Annotated in this window: 23 protein-coding genes; 13 read left to right on the forward strand and 10 right to left on the reverse strand. The window is 63.3% G+C overall.

What is annotated here, in order from left to right; all coding sequences use genetic code 11:
* Positions 1-516: 516 nt before the first annotated feature.
* On the forward strand, positions 517-1,065 hold the full coding sequence (locus tag B7X49_RS12910; RefSeq protein ID WP_286704316.1) for a helix-turn-helix domain-containing protein: 549 nt from the start codon (positions 517-519) through the stop codon (positions 1,063-1,065).
* A 48-nt stretch (positions 1,066-1,113) separates the two neighbouring features.
* On the opposite strand, the gene B7X49_RS12915 is transcribed toward B7X49_RS12910, so the two are convergent.
* From B7X49_RS12915 to speB, 3 genes are all read right to left on the reverse strand, one after another.
* The gene (locus tag B7X49_RS12915) at positions 1,114-2,112 is read right to left on the reverse strand and encodes a YafY family protein (protein WP_286704317.1); all 999 of its coding nucleotides are present in this window, start codon (positions 2,110-2,112) and stop codon (positions 1,114-1,116) included.
* A gap of 4 nt (positions 2,113-2,116) precedes the next feature.
* Complete coding sequence (locus B7X49_RS12920) at positions 2,117-4,237, reverse strand: ATP-binding protein (protein WP_286704318.1); 2,121 nt, start codon at positions 4,235-4,237, stop codon at positions 2,117-2,119.
* A gap of 125 nt (positions 4,238-4,362) precedes the next feature.
* The gene (gene speB / locus B7X49_RS12925; RefSeq protein WP_286704319.1) at positions 4,363-5,259 is read right to left on the reverse strand and encodes an agmatinase; all 897 of its coding nucleotides are present in this window, start codon (positions 5,257-5,259) and stop codon (positions 4,363-4,365) included.
* A 313-nt stretch (positions 5,260-5,572) separates the two neighbouring features.
* On the opposite strand from speB, the gene B7X49_RS12930 reads away from it, so the two are divergent.
* From B7X49_RS12930 to B7X49_RS12955, 6 genes are all read left to right on the forward strand, one after another.
* The gene (locus tag B7X49_RS12930) at positions 5,573-5,821 is read left to right on the forward strand and encodes a hypothetical protein (RefSeq protein WP_029310726.1); all 249 of its coding nucleotides are present in this window, start codon (positions 5,573-5,575) and stop codon (positions 5,819-5,821) included.
* Between the two features lie 25 nt (positions 5,822-5,846).
* Complete coding sequence (locus B7X49_RS12935; protein WP_286704320.1) at positions 5,847-6,554, forward strand: class I SAM-dependent methyltransferase; 708 nt, start codon at positions 5,847-5,849, stop codon at positions 6,552-6,554.
* Between the two features lie 181 nt (positions 6,555-6,735).
* Positions 6,736-7,212, forward strand: coding sequence for a 30S ribosomal protein S6 (gene rpsF / locus B7X49_RS12940; protein WP_286704321.1), 477 nt, complete (start codon positions 6,736-6,738; stop codon positions 7,210-7,212).
* Positions 7,213-7,215: 3 nt separating this feature from the next.
* Positions 7,216-7,500: a 30S ribosomal protein S18 gene (rpsR, locus tag B7X49_RS12945; protein ID WP_029310729.1), complete on the forward strand. Its 285-nt coding sequence runs from the start codon at positions 7,216-7,218 to the stop codon at positions 7,498-7,500.
* A gap of 12 nt (positions 7,501-7,512) precedes the next feature.
* Positions 7,513-8,070: a 50S ribosomal protein L9 gene (gene rplI / locus B7X49_RS12950; RefSeq protein WP_029310730.1), complete on the forward strand. Its 558-nt coding sequence runs from the start codon at positions 7,513-7,515 to the stop codon at positions 8,068-8,070.
* A gap of 177 nt (positions 8,071-8,247) precedes the next feature.
* The gene (locus tag B7X49_RS12955; protein ID WP_286704322.1) at positions 8,248-9,477 is read left to right on the forward strand and encodes a cyclopropane-fatty-acyl-phospholipid synthase family protein; all 1,230 of its coding nucleotides are present in this window, start codon (positions 8,248-8,250) and stop codon (positions 9,475-9,477) included.
* Between the two features lie 79 nt (positions 9,478-9,556).
* Here B7X49_RS12955 and B7X49_RS12960 read toward each other — a convergent pair whose 3' ends face one another.
* Genes B7X49_RS12960 through B7X49_RS12970 form a run of 3 tightly spaced genes read right to left on the reverse strand, consistent with a single transcriptional unit; the run spans position 9,557 to position 11,328 of the window.
* The gene (locus B7X49_RS12960) at positions 9,557-10,501 is read right to left on the reverse strand and encodes a polyprenyl synthetase family protein (RefSeq protein ID WP_029310732.1); all 945 of its coding nucleotides are present in this window, start codon (positions 10,499-10,501) and stop codon (positions 9,557-9,559) included.
* A gap of 9 nt (positions 10,502-10,510) precedes the next feature.
* Positions 10,511-11,002 (reverse strand): hypothetical protein, encoded by a 492-nt coding sequence (locus B7X49_RS12965; RefSeq protein WP_286704323.1) that lies wholly within the window; start codon positions 11,000-11,002, stop codon positions 10,511-10,513.
* Positions 10,999-11,328 (reverse strand): hypothetical protein, encoded by a 330-nt coding sequence (locus B7X49_RS12970; RefSeq protein WP_286704324.1) that lies wholly within the window; start codon positions 11,326-11,328, stop codon positions 10,999-11,001. The genes B7X49_RS12965 and B7X49_RS12970 overlap by 4 nt, the downstream gene beginning before the upstream one ends.
* Before the next feature lie 103 nt (positions 11,329-11,431).
* Here B7X49_RS12970 and B7X49_RS12975 point away from each other — a divergent pair, with 103 nt between their 5' ends.
* Positions 11,432-13,219, forward strand: a complete 1,788-nt coding sequence (locus tag B7X49_RS12975) for an FAD-dependent oxidoreductase (RefSeq protein WP_286704325.1) — start codon at positions 11,432-11,434, stop codon at positions 13,217-13,219.
* Between the two features lie 8 nt (positions 13,220-13,227).
* Here B7X49_RS12975 and B7X49_RS12980 read toward each other — a convergent pair whose 3' ends face one another.
* Genes B7X49_RS12980 through B7X49_RS12990 form a run of 3 tightly spaced genes read right to left on the reverse strand, consistent with a single transcriptional unit; the run spans position 13,228 to position 15,784 of the window.
* Positions 13,228-14,199, reverse strand: a complete 972-nt coding sequence (locus tag B7X49_RS12980) for an ABC transporter substrate-binding protein (protein ID WP_286839692.1) — start codon at positions 14,197-14,199, stop codon at positions 13,228-13,230.
* Positions 14,181-15,005 (reverse strand): ABC transporter permease, encoded by an 825-nt coding sequence (locus B7X49_RS12985; RefSeq protein ID WP_286704327.1) that lies wholly within the window; start codon positions 15,003-15,005, stop codon positions 14,181-14,183. The genes B7X49_RS12980 and B7X49_RS12985 overlap by 19 nt, the downstream gene beginning before the upstream one ends.
* Positions 15,002-15,784: an ABC transporter ATP-binding protein gene (locus B7X49_RS12990; protein WP_286704334.1), complete on the reverse strand. Its 783-nt coding sequence runs from the start codon at positions 15,782-15,784 to the stop codon at positions 15,002-15,004. The genes B7X49_RS12985 and B7X49_RS12990 overlap by 4 nt, the downstream gene beginning before the upstream one ends.
* Positions 15,785-16,066: 282 nt before the next feature.
* On the opposite strand from B7X49_RS12990, the gene B7X49_RS12995 reads away from it, so the two are divergent.
* Positions 16,067-16,972, forward strand: a complete 906-nt coding sequence (locus tag B7X49_RS12995; protein ID WP_286704328.1) for an alpha/beta fold hydrolase — start codon at positions 16,067-16,069, stop codon at positions 16,970-16,972.
* Between the two features lies 1 nt (position 16,973).
* Here the strand turns inward: B7X49_RS12995 and B7X49_RS13000 are convergent, their stop codons facing one another.
* Positions 16,974-17,399, reverse strand: coding sequence for a MaoC family dehydratase (locus B7X49_RS13000; RefSeq protein ID WP_286704329.1), 426 nt, complete (start codon positions 17,397-17,399; stop codon positions 16,974-16,976).
* 146 nt (positions 17,400-17,545) lie between these two features.
* Here B7X49_RS13000 and galU point away from each other — a divergent pair, with 146 nt between their 5' ends.
* From galU to B7X49_RS13020, 4 genes are all read left to right on the forward strand, one after another.
* Positions 17,546-18,424: a UTP--glucose-1-phosphate uridylyltransferase GalU gene (gene galU / locus B7X49_RS13005; RefSeq protein WP_286704330.1), complete on the forward strand. Its 879-nt coding sequence runs from the start codon at positions 17,546-17,548 to the stop codon at positions 18,422-18,424.
* Positions 18,417-19,835, forward strand: a complete 1,419-nt coding sequence (gene pgmG / locus B7X49_RS13010; RefSeq protein ID WP_286704331.1) for a phosphoglucomutase/phosphomannomutase PgmG — start codon at positions 18,417-18,419, stop codon at positions 19,833-19,835. Before galU ends, pgmG begins: the two co-directional genes overlap by 8 nt.
* Positions 19,822-20,817, forward strand: coding sequence for a glycosyltransferase family 2 protein (locus tag B7X49_RS13015; RefSeq protein WP_286704332.1), 996 nt, complete (start codon positions 19,822-19,824; stop codon positions 20,815-20,817). The genes pgmG and B7X49_RS13015 overlap by 14 nt, the downstream gene beginning before the upstream one ends.
* Positions 20,814-21,143 (forward strand): hypothetical protein (locus B7X49_RS13020; RefSeq protein WP_286704333.1); only part of this gene is annotated, 330 nt, incomplete at its 3' end. The genes B7X49_RS13015 and B7X49_RS13020, both read left to right, overlap by 4 nt.

The following is a 21,143-nucleotide window of genomic DNA, read 5'->3' on the forward strand; positions in this document are numbered from 1 at the left end:
CTGCGGCCGTAAGCCAGACCAGCAGTTCCACCATAACTCCGGCAACTTACTGAATAAGAACAAATTGTCCTTTCGGATACGTTCCGGGTCAGCCTCTCATGCCTCGAAGGACGGAAATGCGCCGACGCTCCCGCCTTTACAACGGGTCATGCGTTGATTGGCGATCGGCGCGTCGTCTACGTAGGCAAGTAACTTGCTTGCTCGGCAACCTAAGTAGTTTCCGAGTCTACCCGTACAACGTTTGTCCGCCATATAACGTTGAAATAAGGGCGATTCGCATTTCGAAAATGTATAAAATAATTGTAACTATGTATTTAGCGATATTCATTATGACGGTCCATAACAGTTTAGGCGTTCAAAGCAATTTAAATTCAATAATAATTTAAGTAAAATAGAGTTGTTTAATTTATAAATATGCGAGTTGTTCAACGCCGGGACCCCTGAAATAAGTGGTTCCGGCAAACATTTGGCGGAGAATTTGAGTTGGCAAGGTCAGAGAGGCGCTCTACATCAATATTGTCTGGTCAGACCGGGGCAAAAGTCGAACGCCCACGCGTCGGCGATCGGTTAGATCGCCAAATCGGCATCCGCATCTCACGGCGCCGCCAGGAACTCGGCCTGTCCTCCCATGATGTGGGGCAAGCACTAGACTTTCATATCGACCGTATTCTCGAATACGAATCCGGCCGAACTCACATCGATCCCACAAATCTCTATCGGCTGGCGCAAATGTTGAAGGTGCCCATCGCATTTTTCTTCAAAGACCAGGTGAGCGCCACATCGAACGCCGATAATTCACGGCGAGCGAACGCGATCGACAGGTTCAGATCGGGTGGAACGCCGCAGGACATCAATCAGGAAGGTTCGACAACCTTGTCGATGCTGTTCGACCTACTTGAAAAAATTCCTTCTGCCGGCGTCAGGTCGACAATCGTCGAGTTCGTCCGAAGTCTGAGCGAGCAGGGTACCCATGGACTCTTCAATCCGGAGCGGAAAGTACACAGTGACTCGATATTCGTGAAATTAGCGGACGCCTCCGAAGCCAACGACATCACAATGGAATGACTCTACCAACTGGCAAATCAGATGGTCGAGGCAAGCACGCTTCGGGGCCTACCGCGGCACATCGCCTGACAAAACCTCCACCGCGTCTCCCCAAGTGTGCAGGTGCCAGCCCAATTCCCGCATCCCGCCGCATCTGAGCCGCACGAGCAGCGATCCATCCGCCTGCGGCTCGACCTGTTGTGAAGGGTGAAACACCCACGCCGCCGCATCCTCTGCCGCATCGGCGCTGAACCGCAGTACCACATCCCGTGGCGGCTCCTGAAACACGCCGAACGACTGCGCCGCATAGGCCGCCAAATCGAACTCATGCCGCCTGAAGCATTCGGGCAACACCAGCAGATCGCTGATCCGATCGATCCGCCATAACCGCATATCCGGGGAGCCGCTTTTGCGCGCCACCAGATAAGCCCGTCGGCCATACAGAATTCCATAGGGGCAAAGGATATAAATGCTCGTGCGCGTCTCGCCGGCCGGTCGATATTTCAACTCGATCGCATGCATGCCAAGAATGGCCGTCCGCAGATCGGTCAAAGTCCCCCGATCGAGCTTCAACCGCGGGCCGGGGCTGGCGGCGGTGCCCTCGGCCTGCATGAGCGCCTCGATATCAGGCTCCGAGCGCCGCAGCGCCACCGGCGTCATCATCGCCCGCAGCGTTGCCGCCGCATCGCGCAAATCGGCGGCCCGTCCGTCGTCGCCCTTGGCGGCAAGCTCGCGCGCGAGCGTTTCGATCGTGGCGATCGCGCCGGGCTGCGCGGGCAGGGCAGGCAGCGTCTCGCGCGGCAGCCGCCAGCGCCGGACCCGGTTTTCGTCGTCGGTATAGGCGAGCTGGGGGAACATCTCCTCCAACCGATCACGCAACCGCTCCGCAGTGCGCCGGCCCACCTTCAGCTCGGCCGCCATCTCCTCGAGCGAGAGGCCCATGCGCGATCCGGCCAGCCGCACGGCCAGCCGGACCAGTCGCGTGCCCGGCTCATAACGCACCGCCCCCGCGCTAGGCGCCCGGCGTGACGGCGACAGGTTCATGCCGTCCTTGACCGTGATCAGCACGGCGCTACCCGCGCCCCGGCCCGAATCCGATCGGGCGGGCGAGCCCTTCGCGCCCCTCGACCTCCGCTGCGAACAACGCCAGAATCGCCGCCGTATCATCCGGCAGGCCGAGCACCGCGATCCGGCGCGCGACCCGGCTGAAATCCGCTGGGGTCAGCCGGTCCAGCCGCGCCAGACCGCTGGGCGCCTCGCGTCCGAAGGTTCGTTCAAACAAAGTCGCGGCCTGATCCGGGCGGATCGGCGCGAAGTTCAGCCGCACCAGAAACCGCCGCAGGCTCGCCTTGTCCAGCCGGTCCGGCAGGTTGGTGGTGCACACGAAGGGCAACGGATGGGTCTCCATCCAGGTCAGCATCTCGTTGACCTGGCTGACCTCCCATGAGCGATGCGCATCCGAACGATCGAGCAGCAGGCTGTCCGCCTCGTCGAAAATCAGAAACGCCTGGGTCGCCCGCGCCTCGGCAAAGGCGGCGGCGATCTGCGCTTCGGTCTGACCGACATAGGGGCCGAACAGATCCGAGCCGCGCTTCTGCAACACGGTCATCCCCATCTTGCCGGCCAAATGCCGGGCAAACGCGCTCTTGCCGGTACCTGGCGGGCCGGACAGCAGCAGGGAAATGGTGCGCGGCGCGCCGGGCCGCGACAGCCGCTCGGCCATCGCCGCCAGATCGCCATCGGCATTGCTCAACGCGGGATCGTACAGGGTTTCGGTCTCCGCCCCAGGGGCGGCGGCGTGACCATGCCCGATCGCACGCGCCATGCCGGATGCCACCAGTTCGGCGGTCTCGGCATCGCCGCCCGCCAGCCGGGTTGCCCGCAACGCGGTTCGCGCGACCGAGGGTGCGGCGGGGATCAGCCGGGCCAGTTTCCGCGCCGTCGGCGCATCGAGCGCCACGCCCTCGGCCACCGCGAGTTCCTGCCACAACTCCGCCCGGCGATTCTGCGGCGGCAGCCGCACCTCGATGCACAGGCTCATCCGGCGCAGTACCGCCGGGGAAAACGCTTCCAGATCGTTCGCCGCCCAGATCATCGGCACCGGCGCGCCTTCCAGCAGGCGGTGGATGAAAATCTTCGGGTCCGGCTCGCGGTCGAAGCTGCGCGGCCGGAACAGATCCTCGGCCTCGTCGAACAAATATACTGCCTCTCCCCCGGCGCCGACCCGCTGCGCCAGCAACAGGTCCGACAACCGCTCGCCGCGCGAAGGCTCGCGCCCATGCTCGCTCCGCTCGCCGATCACATGGAGCCGCACCCCCAACTCGGCGGCCAGGCTCGCGGCGCATTCGGTCTTTCCAGTGCCCGGCGGGCCGTAGAGCAGCACATGCACGCCCCGCTCGTTGCCCGCAGCGATCGCCTGGCGCAGCACGCGCCGCGCGATTTCGATTTCGCTACCCAGATGCCGAAACGCCACCCAGGGCAGCCGCGCCGCCACCGGCGCACCGAGCAATTCGGTCCGCACATCCGCATCGCCCAGCGCGCAGGCGTGGATCAGCGCGATCAGCCGGCTCGCGATCTGGATGTCGCCATCGTCATCCACCCGGATCGCGCCCGATGCCACCATCGGCGCATCGGCGCGGAACCGGGCGTTGATTTCGGCGGGGCTGCCGCTGATCAGCAAGGCGAACAGGTCCGGATAACGCCGCAGAATGCCAGGCCGCCCGCGCGCCGAGGCCAGGCCATCGAACAGGCGTTCGAACCGGTTATCGAGCCGATACAACACAATCAGCCGGAACAGCGCGAGATCGAGCCCTTCCAGTCCCAAAGCATCAGCCACCGCGATAAAGCCGGGGTCGAGCGAATGCGGGAGCGGTTCGCCGCTGCCGACCTGGCCCTCCAGCGCGCGGCCGAACGCGCGCCACCGCATCTTGCCGACCGGTCTGAGCTTGCTGCGTCGCTCCCCCCGGCCGGAATCACCGTCGGTGAACAATGTTTCGTCCAAGCCCAGTCGCTCGCGGTTGCGCGCAAGCCACCCCACAAGAACCTGCGCTTCGTCCGACGCCGGTTCGACCGCATTCAGCACGTTATGCGCATAAATAAGCAGACTTGCCCCATCGTGACCGCTACGAGCATCCGTGGTGAACTTCGTTTCAAAATCGACTACAAAGTCATCGAACGTCTCTTGGATCGCCATGGCGGCAGCCTCCTGCAAAAATCCGACCGGAAACGGAGCATTGGATCGACCATCGCACACATCGGGTCGTCCGTATCGTCTACACGTTGAATACGTCAGAATTGGACGTATCGAACGTACCCGGATCAGGCCGCCCGGAGTAGTGCGAGATATTCCCAAATCATCGTCGCACCAGCCAGGGCGGTGATTTCACTGACGTCATATGCCGGCGCGACCTCGACCAGATCCATTCCAACGAAGCCGATCCCGCCAAGTCGGCGCATCAGCGCCTGCGCCTGCCACGACGCCAGCCCGCCGATTTCCGGTGTGCCGGTGCCCGGCGCGCAACCCGGATCGAGACAGTCGATATCGAAGCTCAGATAGGTCGCCCGCGCATGCCCGACCACCTCGTGGATCCGCGCCGCGGTCGCCGCGACACCGATTTCGTGGAAGTCCTGCGCAGACAGGATGGTCACACCCTTGCCAACCGTCCAGTCATAGGTTTCGCGCGGCAGCGGCGACCGAATGCCGATCTGGATCATCCTGTGTGGATCGACCAGACCCTCGTTGATGGCATGGAAAAACACCGAGCCATGGCTGTAGACCTGACCGTAGTTTTCGCCCCAGGTATCGGCGTGGGCATCGAAATGCACGAGGCCGAGCGGCGCATCCAGGCGCTTGGCCAGGGCGCGCAACAGCGGCAGGGTGATGCCGTGTTCACCGCCGAGGGCGAGCAGATGATTGACCGCTGCGGCCTGCTGCTCGATCAACGCGAGGCTGTTGGGAATGTCGCCCAGGGCAATGGCGAAGTCGCCGATGTCGGCAATGGGCATTGCATCGACGCTGACCCAGTGATGCGGATGATCATTGCCGGCGAGCATGCGCGAGGCCGCGCGGATCGCCGCCGGACCCGAACGAGCGCCGGCCCGATTGGTGACGCCGATGTCGAGCGGAATGCCGGCGATCACGTATTCGGCGCGTGGGTCGCTGCTGGTCAGGCCAAGGAAGGCAGGCCTGGTTGCAAAGGTCGGTTGCTCGATCATCCATGCACCGTAACACGGCCCGTCACGCGATCAACCACGCCGGATCGCAAGGGCACGGCTATGGCTGAAAAATATCTGGACAGACGAGAGCGAGGTTGTTACAGCAAAGACGTTCTGATCATTCTTGCAGGAGGGTTGAGTGTTGACAGCAATTTATTCGCCCTTCGGGATGACGAAACCCGGACATGCGCGCGGTCTTGTTACCGCCTGATCTGCGACTCCGGCTTCATTCTCTGTAAATCTGATTTCTGCCGCTGATTTGCGGTGCCTCAATGTTGAAAGGTCGTCGCCATTTCTGGCGACGGATCGTCACATGTCGGCCTTTATCTATCTTCCGATCATTCTGCTCGGATGCATCATCATGGTCTATTGCGTCATCTCGGTGCTGCTGTGGCTCGAAACCCGCCGGCACGCGCGTCAAGCAATCGTTGCCCTGTCGCGTTGCCGGACATTCCAGCCGCGTGTCATCATCGGCGGCGGTTCGACCACTGCAGCGGGGTCGCGGCCGGCCGCGCACGCGGCGCGCGTGACGCTGCGTCTGGTGGGTGCCGATGATCGATGACGATACAGCCAATAAGGGATCCAAATTGGACAACGGATGGGATCAATCAGCTGCCGCCTGGATTGCGGATCTGCAAAGGGGCGGCGGTGCCCGCGATTATGTGCTCGATGCACCGATGCTGGCACGGTTGCGGGGGCGAGGGTTCGAGCGCGCCGTCGATGTCGGCTGCGGCGAGGGTCGGTTCTGCCGTATGATGCAGGCGCTCGGCATCGCAACGGTCGGGATCGACCCGACCTTGGCCTTGCTCGATCAGGCGCGCACGCTCGATCCCCAGGGTGATTATCGGCAGGGCGTGGCCGAACGTCTCGCCTTCGACGATGGCGCGTTCGATCTGGTGGTCAGCTATCTGACATTGATCGACATCGCGGATATCGACGCCGCAATCCCCGAAATGGTTCGGGTGCTGCGCCCCGGCGGTACGCTGCTGATCGCCAACATGACGAGTTTTTATACAGCCGGGCCGCCAGAAGGCTGGACCAACGATCATGACGGGACGCCGCGTTTCGTGATCGATGATTACATGGACGACCGCGCCGACTGGGTCGGGTGGCGCGGCGTCCACATCCAGAATCATCACCGGCCGCTGAGCCGGTACATGAGCCTGCTGCTCGCGCAGGGGCTCATTTTGCGCCATTTTGATGAGCCACAGCCCCACGATGGGGACGCCGATTATCGGCAGCGCTATCGGCGCGTTCCATATTTCTTACTTATGGAATGGCAGAAGCCGGGCTGACCGGCCCGCTTGCACCGAACCATCAACTATGCCACACGCCCATCTCCCTGCCGGGCACGTGGCATCGTGCGCGGCTATGCCCGTTTCCATGGGGGAAATTGGCGCGTCCACCATAAATGGACACGTCGGGGCTGAAGCATAAATGGACACGTCGGGGCTGAAGCAACCCATAGGGGGTATCATGCCGCTATATGAATGTGTGCTGATCGCACGCAGCGAAATCACGCAACAACAGGTCGATGTCATCGCCGACGACATCACCGCCCAGCTGGAAGGCGAGGGTGGTGCGGTCAAGAAGCGGGAATATTGGGGCCTGCGCAACCTGGCGTATCGCATCAAGAAGAACCGCAAGGGCCATTATGTCCTGCTCGGGCTCGATGCCGAATCCAAGTCGATCAACGAAATGGAGCGCCTGCTCGGCCTGAACGAAGACGTTCTTCGTTTCATGACCTTGCGGATCGAGGAAATCGAGGAAGCGCCGTCGGCACCGCTGTCGCGCCGTGGCGACGACCGTGACCGTGAGCGCGGCTTCCGCGGCCCGAAACCGGCAGGACGCTTCGATAGCGGCCGCCGCCGTGGCCCTGAAGATCGCGAAGAGTTCCGCGCCCGTGACGAGTTCCGCACCGATCGCGATGACGATCAGGTCGAGGAGGATTGAGCCATGTCGAGCACCACTGACGATACCGAAATCAACCCCGGCGCCCGTCGCGCCGCCGTCGGCGCCCGCCGGCCGTTCTATCGCCGTCGTAAGGCCTGCCCGTTTTCGGGCCCCGGCGCACCGACGATTGATTACAAGGACGTGCGGCTGCTGTCGCGCTTCTTGTCCGAGCGCGGCAAGATCGTGCCGAGCCGGATCACCGCCGTTTCCGCCAAGAAGCAGCGCGAACTCGCGCGCGCCATCAAGCGCGCCCGGTTCCTCGCCCTGCTGCCCTACGTGGTCGATTGAGGAGCACGCATTATGGCACAAGTAGAATTGATCCTGCTCCAGCGCGTCGAGAAACTCGGCCAGATGGGCGAAGTGGTCAAAGTCAAACCCGGCTATGCCCGCAACTTCCTGCTGCCGCAGGCCAAGGCGGTGCGCGCCACCAAGCACAACCGCGAACGCTTCGAGCGTGAGCGCGTTCAACTCGAGGCGCAGAACATCAAGCGCCGTGGCGAGGCCGAGCGCCTGGCCGAACGGGTTCATGGCCTTTCGGTCGTGCTGATCCGTCAGGCGAGCGATGCCGGTTCACTGTACGGCTCGGTCACCGCGCGCGATATCGCGGATGGCTGCATCGACGGCGGCCTGACGATCGAGCGCAACCAGGTTCTGCTCGATACACCGATCAAGACGCTGGGTCTCGCGACCGTCCGCGTCGCTCTTCATCCCGAAGTCGTGATGAACGTGACCGTAAACGTCGCGCGCAGCGCCGAAGAGGCGGAAAAACAGGCGCGCGGTGAAGCGCTGACCCGCGATGAAGACGAATACGAGATGGAAACCTTTGAGGAAGACGCGGAAACCGCCGAAACCGACTGATCGTTTCCGGTTCGGTCAACCCGACCGACACGACCGACATCAAGCGCCGGGGCACGCCCCCGGCGCTTTTTTGTTGCACATAATTTGGACAGCAACCATACCGTAGTGAGGCCTTTTTTATGGTGAAGATCGTTCCCAAATAAAGCTTGTAGTTAACCTATCGAGACGAGGTCGAGCATGCGCCCGATGTTAGACAGGCTTCTGAAACGTTTGATCGTGCTGGGTGAATTGGATGTGATCTGGCCGGATGGCACCGCTAGCCACTATGCCGGCGAACCCGGACCCAGTGCTACGATTGCCATCCACGATGAGTCTGTCATCCGGCACTTGGCGTACGCGCCGGGCATGGCGATCGGTGAGGCCTATATGGAAGGCACACTGACCCCGGTGAACTGCACGATCTACGATGTGCTGCATGTTCTGCTCGCCAGCGTCGAACTGGCGGAACGCCGGATTCCCGTGTTGCGCGCGCAGGCGATGTTTAACCGCATCGCCCGGCCGCTCGCCCAGATGAACAATGCCCGCAAGGCGCGCCGCAATGTGGCACATCATTACGATCTGAACGGGCGGCTCTATTCGTTGTTCCTCGATCGTGATCGCCAGTATTCCTGCGCCTATTTTCCGCGCGGCGATGAGACGATCGATGAAGCGCAGGCTGCAAAAAAACGCCACATCGCCGCAAAACTTCTGCTGGACCGGCCGGATCTGACCGTGCTCGACATCGGCTGCGGCTGGGGCGGCATGGCGCTGACCCTGGCGCGCGACTATGGCGCCAAAGTCACCGGCATCACCCTCTCGGTCGAACAACTGACCGAAGCCCGCGGCCGCGCCCAGGCCGAGGGGCTGTCGGACCGGGTGAATTTCGAATTGATCGATTATCGCGCGGTCGACCGGCAGTTCGATCGCATCGTCTCGGTCGGCATGTTCGAACACGTCGGCCTCCCCAATTATCAGGCCTATTTCGAAACGGTTCATCGCTGCCTGAAGCCGGACGGCGTTGCGCTCGTCCACGCGATCGGTCGGTTCGATGGCCCGGCGGCGACCAGCCCGTGGCTCGCCAAATACATCTTCCCGGGCGGCTACTCGCCGGCATTATCCGAAGTGTTCGGCCCGCTCGAACGATCCAGACTCCGCAGCACCGATATCGAAATCCTGCGTCTGCACTACGCCAAAACCCTCAACCATTGGCGCAGGCGCTTCGCCGCCAACCGCGATACCATTGCCTCACTGTACGACGAACGCTTCTGCCGCATGTTCGAGTTCTACCTGGCCGGCTCGGAACTCGCCTTCGCCGTGCAGGATCACATGGTGTTCCAACTCCAGCTCGCCCGCCGTCAGGACGCCGTGCCGCTCACCCGCGACTATATGGTCGATACCGAGCGCGTGCTCGCGCGGCAGACGGCCTGATGCCAGGGTGGGGCTGATCGGCATGCGGCGCGCGCTCGCCCTGCTGGCGTGACAGCATGACATCCGCCGCCTTGCGCCGTTATCGGCTCAGGCCGCGGGTCTGGTCGATCAGGGCGTAGAGCGGCGTGGGGTCGACGGCAAACAGGCGCGCTTCGGTGCGCGCTTCCTCGGCGATCCGGTCGAGATAGGCTTCGGCGTCCGGCAGGCGGGCGGCGAAGGCTGCGGCGAGGTTGGCGTAGTCGGCATCGGTCGGCTCGGGTTTGGTGAACAGCGCGCCGACGGCGGGATCGCGGATCGCAAGCGCTGCCGGCAGCGTCAGGATGCCGTCACGCACATCGGCTTCGCCGCCGCCGCCGAGGGCCACCGCACCGCGCACGTCACCAACATCATCGCAGCCGTGATACAGCAGGCCTAGCAGGCCGCCGAAGCGGCGCAACCGTCCGCTACGATCGCCCAGGCAGGCGCAAATCTCGAACATCGAGCCGGTGTCCTCGCCGGCGATCCGCCGCCAGTCTTCGACCCCGAGCACCTGGCGGCGTAACCGCCACTGCAGGCATTCGGCAACGCCCAACCGTTTGATCAATTCCGAAACCAGCCGGATCGCCAGAACATCGCCGCCCAGTTGCTCGTAGCCGGCGGCGACGATGTAGCCCGAGGTCATCAGTGCGTTCAGCTCGCCGAATTTCGTGTGCATCGTCGCACGGCCGCGTCGCGTGTCGGACCGGTCGAGAATATCATCGACCACCAGCGTCATGTTGTGCATCATTTCGACCACCAGGGCCGCGGTCATCACCTCCGGCGGGATCGGGCCGCAATCGGGACCCGGCATGATCGAGCGGTAGCAGGCGAACATCGTCAGGGGCCGGAAATATTTCGACCCGCCGCGAAACTGCCAGTCGAGCGCTTCGCTCATTTCGGGGTCGCAACCGCGCAGCCATGCAGCGATCCGCGCGCCCAGGGCGTTCATTTCGGTGGTCAAGCCCAGTGCGGCGATCACATCGCCGCCGCTGCCGTTATTGTTCATGCAGCCTGCTTATGCCTTGACCTGATACGATCGTTTGGCCGGATCGGCCGGATCGGCGGCCTGTGCCAGCGCCTGGGCGAGCGCCTCGCTGACCTGATCGAGTTCCATGTGCAGGCGTCGTGCCTCGCGTTCGGCGGTGTCGCCGATTTCGCGCAGAAACGCCCGCGCATCATCGGCCAGCACCAATGTTTCAGCGGTGCGGTCGTTCGCGCGATCGGACATCGCGTGCAGCAACGCGGCCTGATAGCGTAGTTGCACCGCCATCAGCGCCTGACCGTAGCGCAGCGCGCTGGTGGCGCTGATCCGCCAAGCATCGGTCAGCGCGGCCGCGACTTCGGGCGGCGTGCCACCTGGCAGCATGGCGGCGGGGTTGAACCCCTGTGTGCCGGACTGATCGGATGATCCCCCCCCAGGCGATCCGGCGGCGGACTGGAACGCGGCGAGACCCTTCATGTAGAGTTCGCTGAACGCGGCCAGCGGATTCGCCGATGGATCGCTCATCGTGCCCGGTCTTCCGGCGGCATCGGGCGGGCGCCGCGCCTTTGGTCCAGCTCGTTCAAAAACACCAGCAGCGACAGGCGCGAGGCGTCGGTCAGAGCGCGCAGGAATTGCTGATGCGCCATGTAGCCGGTCCAGAGTGCGTCCTCGCAGGCGGTCTGGCGATGGTCGCGGTCGGCCAGCAGCGGTGCGGCGCCGGCACGTGCCAGACCGGTCATTTCCTGCAGTGCGAATTGGCTCGCGCGCCCGGCAAGGTTGAGCCAGGTCGCCGCCGCAGCGCCTTGCACCTGCATCGCCATGCGTAGCATTGCGGGATAGTTCGCCGCCATTTGATATCCTTCCGGTCCAGCAACCAACGCCGCGGCGGCGTTGCGTCCACGAGGCGCGGCCTCTATGATTTTGCTGTCGAAATATGCACGAAAAGGCCCGATCATGGCAAGCAGCGCCGCCCCGCCTCGGGTGATCATCGCCGGTGCCGGTGTGGCGGGCCTGACCGCGGCGCATCGCCTGCTGGAGCGCGGCTATGATGTGACGCTGATCGAGGCAAACGATTTCATCGGCGGCAAGCTCGGCGCGCATCGCGATGTCGGCGTGGATGCCGATGCCGACGATGCAACGAAGCCGGCGGAATGCGACCTATGCGCCGGGTCCGGCGGTTGCCCGCGCACCGGCGACTGGCACGAGCATTGTTATCACATGTATCTCAACTGGTATCATAATTTCTGGACATTGATGGATGAGGTCGGCGCGCTCGGCAGCTTCATCCCGATCGATGCGGTGTTCAACCTGCCGCGCGGCAGATCGGACCGCAGCAGGCCGGGCGCGCGTGCGACGAGCCTCGTGAACGTCGGCTCGCCCTGGACCATTTTGCGCAATCTCGCCAGCGGCATGGATACGCCGATCAATATGTTTCTCTCGGGTCAGGCAATGGCCGATCTGACCAGCGAGCCTGCCAGGCGCAGCGATCAGCTCGAGAAAACCAGCGTCGCGTCGTTCATGTCAGCGCGCAGTTATGCGAGCGATGCGGCGTTGGCCGCAACGTATCGGACCACGGCACAGGCGTTCGCCTCGCCGAGCTATCTGAGTTCGGCCCGCAGTTTCAAAGCCCTGCTCAGCTACGGGCTGCGTCTGCCGGAGCCCTCGATGTGGTTGCTGGCCGGGCCCACCGCCAGTGCGATATTCACACCTTGGCTGAAACGACTGCACGCCATTGCCAGCGCGTTCAACGTGGTCGGCGCGCTCGATCCTGATCCGGCCAATCCGCTGGGCATCGTGGCAGGCTTGCCCGAGGCAAGCGGGCCGGGCGGCCGGCTGACCGTCCACACGCTCACCTCGGTCCGATCCCTCACCATCGATCCCGATACCGGGCGGATCACCGGCATCGGCCTGTTGCGGCATGCCTCATCCCCCTCGATCCATCGCGGCCAGCCGGACGAACAACCATCAACCCCGTTCGAGCCGATGGCGGTGAGCGATGATCTGATCCTGGCGTTGCCCCCGAGGCCGCTGGGCGAACTGATCACCCCGGCGATCGCGGCGCGCGCGCCGACCCTGCCCAATGTGCATTATCTTTGCACCGAGCCGATGATTTCGCTCGACCTGTTCTTTCGCCGCAAGCTCGACAAGATTCCACGCGGCATCACGGTGCTGCTGGACTCGCCGTATCAGATGAGTTTTCTCGATACATCGCAAACCTGGGCGCAGGCCGCGCCGCAGGGGACCAGCCTGAACGTGGTCGCCTCGAACGCCGATACGCTGGTGCCGCTGAGCTATGGCGATGATGATATCATTGCCGCCTTGCTCGCCGAACTGCATCGCTATCTCGATTTCGACGATGCCGATCTGCTGACCTGCCGCACGCATTTGCAGACCAATGTCGGCGAGGAATTATTCGTCAATCAGGTCGGTAGCTGGGACTGGCGGCCGCAGGCCACCTGCGGCATTCCGAACCTGTTTATCGCCGGGGATTTCTGCCAGACCGCAATCGATGTCGTGACCATCGAAGGGGCGGTGGTCAGCGGCTTAATGGCGGCGGAGGCGCTGCGCCGCCGCCATCGTCGTGGACCGCCGATCCGGATCAGCCAGCCCGATGAATACCCCGCGCTCGCGAAGGCCGGGCTCGCGGCAGCGACCCGGCCGTTTGCCTATGCCGCCAACGTTGTCGCCACCGCCGATCGCACCATCAAACAGCGCTACGCGCGGTGGTTTCCGAACGGCTGACCGGCCGGCTATTTCGCGAATTCGGGTTCGACCGCATCCTTGAAGGTCACCTGTCCCGGTTTGATGTTACCGATGAAAATCTGCAGCGCCAGGGCGTTTTCGAAGGCTTTCGGCGAGATCGTGGGGTTGGCGGGGTAGACGTCCTGCGAGACCATGCGTGCGACGGCGGATTTCAGCACCGGGGCGGGCAGGGTGGGAAACTCCTTTTCGGCGACTTCGAGCGGGATTTTCGGGTTGGTGTGCATCAGATGTTCGGCCTCGGCCAGGCTGGCGACGAAGGCCTTGACCATAGCGGGGTCTTTCACGCCGGTCGCTTTCAGCATGTCGATGGTCGAAAAGGCGTAGCCGCCGGGGTAGTGCTTGGTGAAGGCGTAGATAATCTTGTCGCCGGCGGCGATTCCTTCATCGAGTTGCGGTTCATAGACGGCGGCGGCGGCGGCGCGGCCGGCCATGGTGGGGGCAAGCTCGGTGCCGATCTGCACGGTATCGAGCGTGGCGGTGCTCTTGTCGCGTTTCAGCAGGCGTTGCAGCAGGTAGGTGCTGGTCGAGGGAGGTATCGCGGTGGCGATCGGCTTGCCAGCGAGCCCGGCGATCGAGGTGATGTTCGAGCCTTTCGGCACCACCACCCAGACCGGTGCACCGTTGACGACCAGGGCGACGTTGGTCATTGAAGCGCCCTTGAGATTGGCGAGAATCGCTGTCATCGGGTCCTGCAGCGAGAAGGTGGCATTGCCGCCGATCACCGCGGCGACCGCGGCGGCGCCGCTGCCGGCGGTGACCTTATCGATCGCGAGACCGTGTTTGGCGAACATGCCCTGATCGATCGCGACATAGAGCGGCAGATACAGCAGCGATTGAAACGCCTGATAGATGACCACTTTTTGGGGTGAAGCGGCCTGCGCGGGGCTGAGCAGAGTGCCGGCGAGGCAGAGTGCGCCGAGGGTTTGGGCGAGGGCGCGTTTCAACGATCGGATTTCCAAGTGACGAACCTTTCTTCGATGAGGCGGACGATCAGGGTCAGGAGCGATGCCATCAGCGTGAGCACGATGATGCCGAGCCAGACGGTGTTGAGGTCGAACAGGGAGCCGGCGACGAAGACTTCGTGGCCAAGGCCGGCTTGCGAGGCGATGTATTCCCCGACCACGGCACCGATCAGCGCGAAGCCGATGTTCATGCGCAGCGCCGAGAAAATCCACGGCACCGCGCTGGGCAGGATGAGTTTGCGGAAAATCTTGCCGCGCGATGCGCCCAGCGCACGGAACAGGTTGAGCAGGTCACGGTCGAGTTCGCGCACCGAGGCGGTGGCCGCGATCATCGAGACCGCGAAGGTCGAAATACCGGCGAGCCAGATTTTCGAGCTCATGCCCGAGCCGAACCAGATCACGATCAACGGGCCGAGCGCGATTTTCGGCACCGAGTTCAACACGATCGAGACGCCTTCGGCCGGGCGCGCGATTTTCGGCACGAACCACAGGCCGAGGCCGCAGCCGGTGCCGGCGATGCTGCCGAGCAGCAAGCCGGCCACGGTTTCATAAAGCGTCACCCAGCTATCATAGAGTAGGGTGCCGGTGGTGAGGCCCTGATGCGCCGAGGCCAGAATGCCGAGCGGTGAGCCGAACAACTGGCCGTTGATCAGATGACGATCGGCCGCGATCTGCCATAGCGCGAGACCAGCCAGGACGATGACCGCCACGATGGCGTTCTGGATCAGGTTGCGCGTGCGGTGCGGACTGGCCCGGCGGGCGCGCGGTTTTGGGACCGCGACGGCATCGATCTGCGCACTCATGCGGCGATTGCCGTTGATTTCAGCGCGCCCCAGATACGGGCGTGATAGGCGCGAAACTCCGGTGCCTCGCGCGCGCTGATCGCATCGCGACGGCCGGCCGTGGTCAGGCCGATCGACATATCCTGCGAAACCCGGGCCGGGCGGCCGGCGAGCACCACGACGCGGTCGCTCATCGCGATGGCTTCCTCGATATCGTGGGTGACCAGGACCACGCTCATGCCGCGCTCATCGCGGAGGCTCATCACATCGTCTTCCAGCATCAGCCGGGTTTCGTAGTCGAGGGCTGAAAACGGTTCATCGAGCAGCAGCACGGTCGGGCGCAGCAGCAGGGTACGGGTCAGCGCGACGCGCTGGCGCTGGCCGCCGGAGATTTCATGGGGATAGGCGTTGATCTGGGCGGCAAGACCATAGCGATCGAGCATGGCGATCGCGTCCTCGCGGTCGGCGGCGCCAACCTTGCCACGCAGTTCGATGCCGAGCAGCGCATTGTCGAGCACGCTGCGCCAGGGCAGCAGCAGGTCCTTTTGCAACATATAGGCGATGCGGCTGTTGCCGGTCCCCGCCGGCACGCCGGCGATTTCGATGCGGCCTGAACGCGGACTCAGCAGACCGGAGATGATGTTGAAAAGGGTGGATTTGCCGGCGCCGCTGCGCCCGACGATTGCCAGGATCTCGCCCGGGGCGACCGCGATATCAAGCCGGTCGAGCACGGACGTGGCCCCGCCGTCAGCCGCGATGAAATCGTGGCTGAGACTGCGGATGGCGAGCGCCGGCGTCATGTTCACGCTGTCATTGCGTGGCGGCGGTTGGATCAGGGGATGGCTCCAAAGTGGTTGCGATGCCCGCGACGGTACGCACGATCCGTGCCATCACGGCGGTTTGGTTCATATCGGTGAAATTCAGGGCATCCTATACGTAATTGTCCATATATCCCGCGATTATGTGCTGAAGATATCAACTGATACCGCTTAATTGCTTAAAATAACGCCACTCCAGGCCGCGCCGGATCGGGCATGGTCGTGGCGCCTCGCTATGCTAGGCTGATCGCAGGGAGAGCAACGATGAGCCAGGCGATCAGCACGATCAAAGTGACGGCCAACGGGTTGGCGTTTGCAGTTGATACGGCCGGCAACGGGGCGAGGCTTGCGCTTTGCCTGCATGGATTTCCAGAATGTAAATTTTCCTGGCGCTATCAGCTACCGATGCTGGCGGCGCTGGGTTACACGGCCTGGGCGCCCGATCTGCGCGGCTATGGCGAGAGCGCGCGGCCGGACGGGGTTGCGGCGTACCGAATATCGGCTTTGCTGCGCGATGTGGCCGGTCTGATCGATGCCGCACGGGCGCGCGGCATCGATGGCGAGGTTCTGCTGATCGGGCATGATTGGGGCGGTGCGCTCGGCTGGCTGTTCGTGCTGAATGCAGTCCGCCCGGTCGATCGGTTCATCGTGATGAACCTGCCGCACCCCGATCTGTTCGCGCGCGGCCTGCGCACCACCCGGCAGTTACGGCGCTCGTGGTACATTTTCTGGTTCCAACTGCCGTGGTTGCCCGAGCGCGTGCTGTCTGCGAACAATGCTGCCTGGGTGGCGCGGGCATTTCGCGGCATGGCGGTCGACAAGAGCCGGTTTCCTGATGACGTGCTGGCGGTGTACCGCGCCAATGCGCTGATCCCCGGCGGGCTGACCGCGATGATCAACTGGTATCGGGCGAATTTTCGCAATCCGTTCCGCAGTCTCGCACCGGCGAAACGCCTGACCGTGCCGACGCTGATGCTCTGGGGCGAGCGCGACGCCGCACTCGGCAAGGAACTCACGATCGGCACCGAGGCGTTGGTCGATGATTTCACCATCCGCTACCTGCCCGGCGTCTCGCACTGGGTGCAACAGGAAGCACCCGAGGCGGTCAACGCGATGATAACGGCCTGGTTGGCTGGTGAGCCGCCGCCATTTTATAACAAATCGCCATAACTCACGGCTGATCGAGCAGCACGCCCCTGCTGGTGGCTTCGACCGCGACGACGCCGGAGTCCACCAGGGTCAGCGTGCCGACCGAGGTCGCGATCGTACCGAGGCCCGGACGATGTTCAATGTCGGTCACCACCCAGCGGATCAGCGTGCGTGCGTTCATCGGCACGCCGCGGCGAAAGCGGAAGGTGAACTCCATGCCGACGGTCGGACCCAGATTGGAAAAATAGCCGGCGGTCAGACCCATCATGCGCGCGGTGGTTTCGGTACCGCTGGCGATCAGCCCGCCGAACCGCGAGGCGGTTGCCATGGCTTCGTCGTGATGCATCGGGTTGGTATCGCCGACCAGCCGAGCGAAAGCCTGTGATGCTTCGGTTTCGAAAACATGTTCCACCTCGAAACTCGTGCCGACTTTGACCATCTGATCCATGCTTGTCGGTTTCCTTGTCACGCGTTCTTGTCCGGCGCCGCCCGCCGTGGCACTGAGCATCGATTACAGGTGCCATACCGGCAGGATTGCGTCCATTCGCGTGCCGTCGTGCAAGCCGGCGATTTTTTCAGTTCGGGGGAAGTTCATTGTCAATCAAGCCTTTACGCAAAGCGGTGCTGCCGGTTGCCGGCCTTGGGACGCGGTTTTTGCCGGCGACCAAAGCCATCCCCAAGGAAATGCTGCCGGTGGTCGATCGTCCGCTGATCCAATACGCGATCGATGAGGCGCGGGCCGCCGGCATCGAGCAGTTCTGCATGGTCACCGGCCGTGGCAAGACCGCGCTGATCGACCATTTCGACATCGCCTTCGAGCTCGAGGCGACGCTGCACGAGCGCGGCAAGGACGAAACCCTGGGCATGCTGCGCTCCGAAGCGATGGAACCCGGCTCGATCGTCACGGTGCGCCAGCAGGTGCCGCTCGGCCTTGGCCACGCCATCTGGTGCGCGCGCGCGTTCATCGGCGATGATCCGTTTGCGATCATCCTGCCGGACGACCTGGTGTTGAGCGACACGCCCTGCCTGACCCAGCTGGCCGAAGCCTATCGGCAAACCGGCGGCAATGTCGTCGCGGTCGAGGAAGTGCCGATGGAGCAGGTGCATCGCTACGGCGTGCTGAAAACCGGCGAAACCCACGGCAATCTGGTCGAAGTGCTCGGGTTGGTCGAAAAACCCAAGCGCGAGGTGGCCCCCTCCAATCTCTCGATCATCGGGCGCTATGTGCTGCTGCCCGAAGTGATTGCGCATCTCGCGCGGATGGAGCGCGGTGCGGGCAATGAGGTGCAACTGACCGATGCAATGGCCAAAATGATCGGCCATGCGCCGTTCTTCGGCCTGAAATTCGAAGGCCGGCGGTTCGATTGCGGCGATAAGATCGGCTATCTCGAAGCACAGATCGCCTTTGGCCTGTCGCGGCCGGATCTGAGCCCGGAGATTCGCAAATTCCTGAAAGCCTACACCAATGCATGATCAAGCCACATTTTCGCACCTGTTTCCCGCCACCACCCTGCGCGAATACGACATTCGCGGCATCGTCGGTGAAACGCTGCACGAGGCCGATGCCTATGCGATCGGCCGCACCTTCGGCTCGATGGTCGCGCGCAAGGGCGGCAGCCGCGTCGCCGTCGGGCGGGATGGCCGGCTGTCATCGCCGCAATTGGCCGCGACGCTGATCGAAGGGCTGATGGCGAGCGGCATGACCGTGATCGACATTGGTTGCGGCCCGACGCCGATGCTCTATTTCGCCGCCACGGTCGAGGCGACCGATGGCGCCGTGATGGTCACCGGCAGCCACAACCCGGCAAATTACAACGGCTTCAAAATGATGCTCGGCCGCAAGCCATTCTTTGGCCCGCAAATTCAGGACCTCGGCCGGCTAGCCGCGGCGGGCGATGTGGTTGCGGCGGTGCCGGGTTCGGTATCGACGCAGGATATCAGCGAGGCGTATATCAAGCGCCTGTTGCAGGATTGGGATGGTGGCGATCGCGCCCTGAACGTGGTGTGGGATTCCGGCAATGGCGCGGCAGGCGATGTGCTGATGCGCCTGGTCAAGGCACTGCCCGGCAAGCACACCGTGCTGAATGCCGCAATCGATGGCCGATTTCCCGCCCATCACCCGGACCCGACGGTGCCAAAAAACCTCGAGCAACTGGTAGCCGCGGTGCGCCAGCAGGGGGCGGACATCGGCATCGCGTTCGATGGTGATGCGGACCGGATCGGCATCGTCGACGACACGGGCGAAATTCTGTTCGGTGATCAGTTCCTGATCCTGCTCGCGCGCGACGTGCTTGAGACTCATCCGGGTGCGACCATCATCGCCGACGTCAAGGCAAGCCAGGTGCTGTTCGACCAGATTGCGGCGGCCGGCGGCAAGCCGTTGATGTGGAAGACTGGCCATTCGCTGATCAAATCTAAAATGGCCGAAACCGGCTCACCCTTGGCCGGCGAAATGTCCGGCCATATCTTCTTTGCCGACCGCTGGTACGGGTTCGACGATGCGCTTTACGCCGCGATCCGCGTGATGAACGCGATGATCAACAGCGGCCAGAGCGTCTCGGCCTTCCGCAAGAGCCTGCCGCCCGTGCTCAACACGCCCGAATTGCGCTTCGATTGCGCGGAGAGCCGCAAGTTCAGTGTCGTCGCGGAGGTCGCCGAGCGCCTGCGCGCCGATGGGGCGACCGTGTCCGAAACCGATGGCGTGCGGGTGAACACGGCCGATGGCTGGTGGCTGCTGCGGGCGTCCAACACCCAGGCGGTTCTGGTCGCGCGGGCCGAGGCGGGATCGGAAGCGGGGCTGGCGCGGCTGAAGGCGACGCTCGCTTCCCAACTGGCTGCATCCGGCCTCGCACCGGATTTTTCCGGCGCGAATGCCGGGCACTGATCCGGGCGTGCCGTGCCAGCGCCTGCACGTAGCGGTTTTGCTACCGTGCCATAACGAAGGTATCGCGATCGGCCGGGTGGTGCGCGCGTTTCGCGCGGCCCTGCCCGATGCCACGGTATTCGTGTTCGACAACAACTCGACCGACAATACCATTACCGAGGCCCGCGCCGCGGGTGCGGTGGTGCGCACCGAAACCCAGCAGGGCAAGGGGCACGTGGTGCGCCGGATGTTTCGCGATATCGATGCCGATTACTACGTGATGGCCGATGGCGATGACACCTACGATGCAGGTCTGGCACCGCGACTGCTCGATATCGCCCAGCGCGGCCCCTATGATCTGGTGAATTGCGTGCGGATCGAAACCGCGCAGGAGGCGTATCGTGGCGGCCACCGGTTCGGCAATCTGATGCTGACCGGCGCTGTGCGTTTCATTTTCGGCAACCGCGTGCAGGATATGCTGTCGGGCTATAAAATTCTCTCACGCCGCTTTGTGAAATCTTTCCCCGCCCTATCCACCGGGTTCGACATCGAGACCGAACTTGCGGTGCACGCGCTGGAACTCTCGATCCCGATCGCGCATGAACAGGGCAGCTATCGCGGCCGGCCGCCGGGGTCGGAGAGCAAGCTGCGCACCTATCAGGATGGCTGGCGGATTCTGAAAATGATCCTGAAACTGATCCGCCACGAGCGCCCGCTGGCGTTTTTCGGTGCGATCGGGCTGGCGTGCGCCGTGGTCGCCATGGCGCTGATCATCCCTGTGCTGCTCACTTATCTGCACACCGGCCTGGTGCCGCGCCTGCCAACCGCGGTTCTCGCCACCGGCATCATGCTGGTCGGTGCGCTGAGCCTGACCACCGGCATCATTCTCGATACGGTGACCCGGGGCCGGCGCGAATTGCGGTTGCTGGCGTATCTCAGCTTGCCGGCACCGGCGGTGCCGGATGAGGTGAACGCTTCAATCAACCCGGATATCAACGCGTGACAACAATCTTGCGGCGAAGTGTGTTCGTTGTCGTCGCAGGCTTTCTGACATATTTGCTTGCGTCGTTCGCCCTGTTTGACCGCACCGGTATCCTGACGGGCACGCATTACGTCGGCAATGGAGCCGACCCGTATTTATATATGTGGTCGTTCTACTTCATTCCGCACGCCATCGTGCATGGACAAAATCCATTTATCATTTCGGCGGCCTGGGCACCGGCTGGATTGAATCGTGCCTATCCGGTTAAGTCAGACACCCACTACATGTGGGGTGGACCCATGCTCCCGAATAAAGCTGGGCATAGGTTGGCGCCTCGGCGCCGCCCG

The organism is Acidiphilium sp. 34-64-41 (genome assembly GCF_002282635.1).
Lineage (GTDB): Bacteria > Pseudomonadota > Alphaproteobacteria > Acetobacterales > Acetobacteraceae > Acidiphilium > Acidiphilium rubrum.

Excerpts from the sequence above, each read along its gene's own strand:
- B7X49_RS12975 (WP_286704325.1), top strand. The coding sequence starts at position 11,432 with ATGGCAAGCAGCGCCGCCCCGCCTCGGGTGATCATCGCCGGTGCCGGT.
- speB (WP_286704319.1), bottom strand. The coding sequence starts at position 5,259 with ATGATCGAGCAACCGACCTTTGCAACCAGGCCTGCCTTCCTTGGCCTG.
- B7X49_RS13000 (WP_286704329.1), bottom strand. The coding sequence starts at position 17,399 with ATGGATCAGATGGTCAAAGTCGGCACGAGTTTCGAGGTGGAACATGTT.
- B7X49_RS12990 (WP_286704334.1), bottom strand. The coding sequence starts at position 15,784 with ATGACGCCGGCGCTCGCCATCCGCAGTCTCAGCCACGATTTCATCGCG.
- B7X49_RS12965 (WP_286704323.1), bottom strand. The coding sequence starts at position 11,002 with ATGAGCGATCCATCGGCGAATCCGCTGGCCGCGTTCAGCGAACTCTAC.
- rpsR (WP_029310729.1), top strand. The coding sequence starts at position 7,216 with ATGTCGAGCACCACTGACGATACCGAAATCAACCCCGGCGCCCGTCGC.
- B7X49_RS12960 (WP_029310732.1), bottom strand. The coding sequence starts at position 10,501 with ATGAACAATAACGGCAGCGGCGGCGATGTGATCGCCGCACTGGGCTTG.
- rplI (WP_029310730.1), top strand. The coding sequence starts at position 7,513 with ATGGCACAAGTAGAATTGATCCTGCTCCAGCGCGTCGAGAAACTCGGC.
- pgmG (WP_286704331.1), top strand. The coding sequence starts at position 18,417 with ATGCATGATCAAGCCACATTTTCGCACCTGTTTCCCGCCACCACCCTG.
- B7X49_RS12955 (WP_286704322.1), top strand. The coding sequence starts at position 8,248 with ATGCGCCCGATGTTAGACAGGCTTCTGAAACGTTTGATCGTGCTGGGT.
- B7X49_RS12985 (WP_286704327.1), bottom strand. The coding sequence starts at position 15,005 with ATGAGTGCGCAGATCGATGCCGTCGCGGTCCCAAAACCGCGCGCCCGC.
- B7X49_RS12970 (WP_286704324.1), bottom strand. The coding sequence starts at position 11,328 with ATGGCGGCGAACTATCCCGCAATGCTACGCATGGCGATGCAGGTGCAA.
- B7X49_RS12930 (WP_029310726.1), top strand. The coding sequence starts at position 5,573 with ATGTCGGCCTTTATCTATCTTCCGATCATTCTGCTCGGATGCATCATC.
- B7X49_RS12920 (WP_286704318.1), bottom strand. The coding sequence starts at position 4,237 with ATGGCGATCCAAGAGACGTTCGATGACTTTGTAGTCGATTTTGAAACG.
- B7X49_RS12995 (WP_286704328.1), top strand. The coding sequence starts at position 16,067 with ATGAGCCAGGCGATCAGCACGATCAAAGTGACGGCCAACGGGTTGGCG.
- B7X49_RS13015 (WP_286704332.1), top strand. The coding sequence starts at position 19,822 with ATGCCGGGCACTGATCCGGGCGTGCCGTGCCAGCGCCTGCACGTAGCG.
- rpsF (WP_286704321.1), top strand. The coding sequence starts at position 6,736 with ATGCCGCTATATGAATGTGTGCTGATCGCACGCAGCGAAATCACGCAA.